The sequence below is a fragment of the Candidatus Methylomirabilis sp. genome (assembly GCA_036000645.1).
Classification (GTDB): domain Bacteria; phylum Methylomirabilota; class Methylomirabilia; order Methylomirabilales; family JACPAU01; genus JACPAU01.
The window spans coordinates 1-5,910 of the sequence record DASYVA010000159.1 but is presented as its reverse complement, the minus strand read 5'-3'; the positions used below and the strand labels follow the sequence as shown (position 1 = coordinate 5,910).

The window sequence follows — 5,910 nt, the reverse complement described above, 5'->3', positions numbered from 1 at the left end:
GCTTCAGATCAACAACGACGACATCAATGGCCGAGGCCCGCAGAACCGCTTCTGCCGCCTCGCCGGACTCGGCCTGGCGCACTTCGTAGCCCGCCCGCCGGAGAACCTCGGCACAGGCTTCGAGGAGCTCGGGGTCATCTTCAACGACCAGGACGCGTTCGGGTCTCAAAGGGCTCCCATGGGGAGGTGGAAGACCAGGGTCGAGCCCTGACCGGCCCGGCCTCCGATTGCCATCCCCCCGCCGCGCACTGCCACGACGTGGAAGGCTCGCATGACGAATCACAGGGGAGGGAACGCCCGCGTGGCCTGAGGGGAATGCCGCCGGCCCCGCATCGGCAGGATCTTCAGCCGCCCATCTTCTTCCGGAGGCCGGGCGGGAGGGCAGGCGGTCCGGGCGTGGCGCGCCAGCCAGGCGGGATCCGGGTGACCATCACGGGGACCGCGGTGACCGGCGTCAGCTCCCAGGGCCCGGTGTGGGAGGCACCCGTGAACCAGCCCCCGTTCACCCGGTAGTACCAGACGCCGCTATGGAGATACACATCGGCCTGGATCTCGGGGGAGTAGTAGACCGCCGTCCCGGGGACGAGGACCCAGGTCGGGGTCTCCGTGACCACGACGGGCGGCGGCGTAATCACGGCCGGGGGCTGCGCGACGACGACCGGGGCAGGGCGAGCAGGAGGCCGAACGGCCGCCTGGCGCTGCTGGGCCGCTTCCGCGAGCACGCCCCCCACGACCGCCCCGCCCATGCCCCCGATGATCGCCCCCTCTGCTCCCCGGCCGCTCGGACTCCCTGCAATAGCCCCGATGCTGGCGCCGAGGGCGGCACCGGTGATAGCCCCCCGCTCCCGCGGCGTCAGTGGCGTGGCGCACCCCGTGGCGAGAGACGCGACGGCGGCTAGCCAAAGAAGGCGCTTCATCTTGACTCCTCCTGAAACCGGCTCAGAATGCTTCAGCCAGGCTTCGCCGTCGGGGATGGTGCAATGGCAGTGCCACAGGGGAGGGAGGGATCGCGCGAGGGAGCGGGCGTAACCCCCCACCACGGAAAGCCCTGCGAGGCCAGTTGTTGTGCGCTGGCGCCACTGCCCTCAGGCGGGCGCAGGCTGTGATACTTTTCTCCCCGGGGGATGCACGGGGACTCCCCTCCGCGGTGTCCGGCTCTGGGCTGAGCGCTAGCGTGAGGACAGGAGGCGGCGGACCCGGGCGAAGACGCGGTGGAACATTGGTCGGGTCAGGCGGCCGGTGAGCGTGTTCTGCTGGCTCGGGTGGTAGGAGCTGATGAGGAGGAGGCCACCCGGGAGGCGGGTGACGGCCCCGTGGGCGAAGGCGGGCCGGCGCGCGGGGAGCGGCTGGGCCAGGGCCCGGCGGGCGGCGAGGTAGGCGTCGAGCGCGATCCGCCCCAGGGCGACCACAACCTTGACGCGCTCGAGCAACCGGATCTCCTCGAGCAGGTACGGCCGGCACCGGCCGAGCTCCGCACGGCTCGGCCGGTTTCCCGGGGGGGCGCAGCGGACGGCGGCGGTGATGTAGCAGTCCCGGAGGGCGAGGCCGTCCCCGCGATGGGTGGAGGTCGGCTGGTTGGCGAAGCCGAACCGGTGCAGGGCCGCGAAGAGCCAGTCGCCGCTCCGGTCCCCCGTGAAGATGCGGCCGGTCCGGTTGCCGCCGTGGGCCGCGGGAGCCAGCCCGACGATGAGGAGGCGCGCGCCGGGATCGCCGAAGGACGGGACGGGCCGCCCCCAGTACTCCCATTCGCGATACCGGCGGACCTTGGCCGCCGCGACGCGCTCCCGATGGCGGACGAGCCTCGGGCACGCGCGGCAGGCGACGATGGTTTCCTGGAGGCGCAGGAGGGCGTTGGACATCGGCCGTCGCTTTTGGGTCACCTGGATGGACCGAAGGGTATCAGGTCAGAGGCGTTGCGCCTAGAGCGCACGAGGGGGAGCATGGCGTGCGGAGCAACCGGGAACTGGCGCGGCTGACCCTGCAGGCCCTCCAGAGCGCCCTGGAGGCGGAGCTTGGCGAGGGCGCGGCGCGCAGCGGCGTGAACCGGCGCTTCGACCTGGAGGTGGACGCCTGCCTGGGACCCCTCCCGCGGGACCCCAAAGCCCTGGAGAAGGCCCTGGAGGACCTTCCCGAGGACCTCCAGGAAGACGCCCGACGCCGGCACCGCTATGCCGGCGCGCTGGAGGCCAAGCGTGTGGCCGCCCTCGCCATAATTCCTGAGGTCGTGCAGCGGACGGCCGCCTACCGGGCCTTTGACGCGGCGCTGGCTTCCCCGCGGCGGCTCGGAAGCGCGCTCGGCGCTTCAGGTCTGGCCGTCATCGCCGGGGCAGCGCTCGGCTACGGCCTGGAGCGCGGCCTCGGGCTCCGCTACGCCACCTGGATCGGCGTCGCCCTCGGGCTTGTGGCCTTCCTGCGCATCATCGGGCAGGGCCTCCGGATGGGCCGGAGCATGACGCAGGCCGAGGGCGAATATACTCGAGGGTTAGAGGCGGTGGAGACCGCCCTGACGTCCCGCTTCGCCAACGTGGACCGCCAGCACGGCTTCTCCGAGCCACCCGCCGGGAGCTCCGGGTGAACCAACCACCAGGAGAGAAATCACAGCGCCGCTGATGGCGGCCCTAGCCGGGCAAACCAGACCCAAACGCGTAGAGCGCCCACGCGAGGAGCGCCACGCCGAGGGGCGCACTGAGCCTGCGGCCCCAGGGCATGTTCTTCTCGATGGCCATCACCGCCCCTAGCACCAGCATCCAGCCGATATTGCCGACCCCCACCGCGAACATCAGGAGCATCAGCGACCAGCAGCACCCGATGCAGAAGAGCCCGTGGTGCACTCCGAGTCCGAAGGCCCGCGCCCGGTCGTGGCTTCCCCTCCAGTGCTCCATGATGAAGCTCAGAGGTGAGCGGCACTTGTCGAGACAGCGGTACTTCAGCGGTGTAAACTGATAGACCCCGGCCACGGCCAGGATCCCTGGTCCGATCATCCAGTCGTTGGCGGCGAGCCATGCGCTCCGCTCAACCGCCTCGTGCAGCCCCCAATCGCCGAGATGCGCCATGAACCCGAACCCCGCCCAGGTGCTGAGATACCCGGCAATCAGCAAGACCACCAGCCGCCCGCGGTCCGGCCGCTGCTGGACGACGGTGTGAAACAACGTCACAAGCGGGAGGCTGGTCGGGAGCATCATCGCCACCGTCATCAGGGTCCACCCCCCGACGAAGGCGAGGACGAGCCCGAGCGAGTCGGCCCCGAAGGTGAGTTCAACCTCGCCCAGCGCTTCGTGGCTCAGGAACCGGCCGTAGGGGGATTGGCCCCAGACCCACAGGACCACCCAGGCCAGGACGATCAGGGGCCCCAGCAGAGCCAGGAAGAGCCGTCGGTCGGTGGCAGCCCACATGGATCTTCTCCCGCGGGCTCCTCACCCCTGGAAGCGGAAGGCCCCCTGGATCGCATTGTGCTTCTCGAGGTTGATCTTGAATCCGTACTTCGGGGCGTTGACCTTGTACGAGTCGGCCTTGCCCACGTAGGCCGGCGAACCGGGGATCGTCGTGAACACCGTGTCATGCAGCGCGGTGGTTTTGCCCTGGGCCCCCTGGAACGGGGCAAGCTTGGCCTCGATGGCCTGGCCGATCTTCAGCGTCCCCTTGACCCCTTCCACCTGGAAGGTGATGGGCGCCCGCTCCACGCCGGCCACCTCGCCGATGAGCTGCGAGAGATCCTTGAGGGGGCCCCCCAGCTTCCCCGTCCAGACGTTGAGCAGGGCTTCCTGCTGCTGGGGGCTGGCCTTGTCGTCCACGTAGACGACGACACGCCAGTTCCCCTTCAGGATGTTGCCCGGGATGTGACAGAGGATACACAGGGTCAGGCCAGCGACGTTCAGACCATTGACCGTCCCCTTGTCAATGTGCCAGGCCAGTACGCCCTGGCAGGTCCCCCCATCGGGATCCTCTCCCACCCAGCAGGGACAGAGGACATTGCACGTGCAGACTTCGAGCAGGCGTCCTTCCAATTGGTAGGCCATCCCTTCCTCCTCTCATCGGTTTCGGGCCGTCCGGATGTCCACTTGCCCTTTCGTCGCCGCGGCGACCTTCGCCTCGTCCAGCGGCAGGGTGAGGGGGACCGCGAATGTACAAGCGCCCCCGCCGACAATCGCCAGGGTCAGCGAGGGCGCCAGGGGGCCGTGTGGAGAACCGGTCCAGGGGCATCAGACCTCCCCCGGAGGCTGGATGGGTAGATGCGCGGCTAGAGTGTCGGTGCGGAGATCACTCGACCACCACGTTGGTGGTGGTGCGGTGGACGCCGGAAACCCCCTGGATCTTCGAGACCACCGTGGTCCCCAGGGCCTCCAGGTCGCTGGCCTCCACGAAAGCGATGATGTCGTAGTTGCCGGTGACGGCGTGGGCCAGCTTCACTCCCGGCAGGCGGGTGATTTCGCGGGCCGCCGTCTTGGCGCGGCCCATGGCGCACTCGATGAACACGAACGCGGAGACAGCCACGGGTGCCCCCCTGGGCTAGAAGGGGACGACGGCCATCACCCCCTGCCCCAGGCAGGTGGGACAGGTGCAGAGCCCCTTGCCGTTGCACCGGGAGCAGGGCGTCCAGGATTCCACCGTCCCGCCCCCCGCCGTGCGGCTCCCCCCGGAGCCCCCGCACTCCGGACACCCGATCCGCTTGAGACCTTTACAGGCCGGACACTCCACTGACCCACCCATCGCCCGTCTCTCCTCCTCCCACATTCTCAGGATTTATCAGCCCGGCCTCTGGAGGGCCGGGAAGGGCCTCTCTTCTATCACGCTGGGAGCGGGTTGTAAAGCAGCCTGCGCACAGCCACTGTTTAGCGATTGAGCAACAGCGTGCGCGCTTCCCTTCCGCCTGCCTTTACCATGGGCACGGCCCGGCCCAGCGGGCGCCCTGGAGAAGCCTCCTCTACCGCACTCAACGCCTGTGCCCTCCAGCACTTAGCGCGCGCCCCCCACCGGCTCCCACCGGGCGGCACGGCCCTGGCAAACGGGGCGGACCAGACGAAGGTCCCGACCTATTCGCGCCGGGCCCCCGTGGCAGCTTTTATTCGCGGCATGAACGAGCCGGGCCCCAGCAGGTCATTCCGGAACCGGGAGGGAGATCGCATGCGTAAGCCCGTGCCGTTCTGGGTGTTTGCCGGCCTGCTCGCCGGCGCTCTCGTCCTGGGCCTCGCCGCATGGGGGCTCGCGCAACAGGCGCCGCCGGCGCCCGCGCCCCAGGTCCAGGCGCCGCCCCCGCCCAAGGTGGACTCCGGGGACAATGCCTGGATGCTGGCCTCCTCCGCCCTGGTCCTGATGATGACGATCCCGGGCCTCGCCCTGTTCTACGGCGGGATGGTGCGCCGGCAGAACGCCCTGGGCACCATCATGCAGAGCTTCATCATCGTGGCCGTGATCAGCATCGAGTGGATCCTGTGGGGATACACGACGGCCTTCGGGCCCGACGTCCGGGGGCTCATCGGGGATTTGAGCTGGTTCGGCCTCATGGGCGTCGGCCTGGACCCGAACCCCGACTACGCGGGCACGATCCCCCACCAGACCTTCATGATCTACCAGATGATGTTCGCCATCATCACGCCGGCGCTCATCACCGGCGCCTTCGCCGAGCGGATGAAGTTCGGCAGCTTCCTGGTCTTCACGCTGCTCTGGGCCACCTTCATCTACAACCCCCTGGCCCACTGGGTCTGGGGGGTCAAGGGCTGGATGCGCGAGATGGGGGCCCTGGACTTCGCGGGCGGGACGGTGGTCCACATCAGCTCCGGGGTCTCGGCCCTTGCGGCCGCGCTCCTCGTGGGCAAGCGCCGCGGCTACCGGGTCGAGCCGATGCCTCCCCATAACCTCCCCCTCACGGTCCTGGGGGCCGCCCTGCTCTGGGTGGGCTGGTTCGGCTTCAAC

General features: G+C 69.4%; 8 protein-coding genes. 2 read left to right on the top strand and 6 right to left on the bottom strand.

All coding sequences use genetic code 11. The annotated features are described in order from the left end of the window. Positions 1 to 344: 344 nt before the first annotated feature. The gene (locus VGT06_09035; GenBank protein HEV8663267.1) at positions 345 to 917 is read right to left on the bottom strand and encodes a hypothetical protein; all 573 of its coding nucleotides are present in this window, start codon (positions 915 to 917) and stop codon (positions 345 to 347) included. 252 nt (positions 918 to 1,169) lie between these two features. Further along, entirely contained in the window at positions 1,170 to 1,859 is a 690-nt protein-coding gene (locus tag VGT06_09030) for a uracil-DNA glycosylase (GenBank protein HEV8663266.1), read from the bottom strand. Positions 1,860 to 1,945: 86 nt separating this feature from the next. Here VGT06_09030 and VGT06_09025 point away from each other — a divergent pair, with 86 nt between their 5' ends. After that, on the top strand, positions 1,946 to 2,575 hold the full coding sequence (locus tag VGT06_09025) for a hypothetical protein (protein ID HEV8663265.1): 630 nt from the start codon (positions 1,946 to 1,948) through the stop codon (positions 2,573 to 2,575). Between the two features lie 43 nt (positions 2,576 to 2,618). Here VGT06_09025 and VGT06_09020 read toward each other — a convergent pair whose 3' ends face one another. The 4 genes from VGT06_09020 to VGT06_09005 all read right to left on the bottom strand — a co-directional run bounded on the left by VGT06_09020 (position 2,619) and on the right by VGT06_09005 (position 4,707). Continuing rightward, positions 2,619 to 3,392 (bottom strand): DUF2182 domain-containing protein, encoded by a 774-nt coding sequence (locus tag VGT06_09020; protein HEV8663264.1) that lies wholly within the window; start codon positions 3,390 to 3,392, stop codon positions 2,619 to 2,621. Between the two features lie 21 nt (positions 3,393 to 3,413). Further along, positions 3,414 to 4,016 (bottom strand): DUF1326 domain-containing protein, encoded by a 603-nt coding sequence (locus VGT06_09015; protein HEV8663263.1) that lies wholly within the window; start codon positions 4,014 to 4,016, stop codon positions 3,414 to 3,416. Between the two features lie 241 nt (positions 4,017 to 4,257). Next, positions 4,258 to 4,491 carry an Lrp/AsnC ligand binding domain-containing protein gene (locus VGT06_09010; protein ID HEV8663262.1) on the bottom strand — a complete coding sequence of 78 codons (234 nt, stop codon included), beginning with the start codon at positions 4,489 to 4,491 and terminating at the stop codon, positions 4,258 to 4,260. Between the two features lie 15 nt (positions 4,492 to 4,506). Beyond that, a complete protein-coding gene (locus VGT06_09005) occupies positions 4,507 to 4,707 on the bottom strand; it encodes a hypothetical protein (GenBank protein HEV8663261.1) in 201 nt (66 codons plus the stop codon). A 576-nt stretch (positions 4,708 to 5,283) separates the two neighbouring features. On the opposite strand from VGT06_09005, the gene VGT06_09000 reads away from it, so the two are divergent. Further along, positions 5,284 to 5,910 (top strand): ammonium transporter (locus VGT06_09000; protein HEV8663260.1); only part of this gene is annotated, 627 nt, incomplete at its 3' end.

Coding starts and splice junctions, on each gene's coding strand:
- VGT06_09035 (HEV8663267.1), bottom strand. CDS start 917: ATGAAGCGCCTTCTTTGGCTAGCCGCCGTCGCGTCTCTCGCCACGGGG.
- VGT06_09030 (HEV8663266.1), bottom strand. CDS start 1,859: ATGTCCAACGCCCTCCTGCGCCTCCAGGAAACCATCGTCGCCTGCCGC.
- VGT06_09020 (HEV8663264.1), bottom strand. CDS start 3,392: ATGTGGGCTGCCACCGACCGACGGCTCTTCCTGGCTCTGCTGGGGCCC.
- VGT06_09015 (HEV8663263.1), bottom strand. CDS start 4,016: ATGGCCTACCAATTGGAAGGACGCCTGCTCGAAGTCTGCACGTGCAAT.
- VGT06_09005 (HEV8663261.1), bottom strand. CDS start 4,707: ATGGGTGGGTCAGTGGAGTGTCCGGCCTGTAAAGGTCTCAAGCGGATC.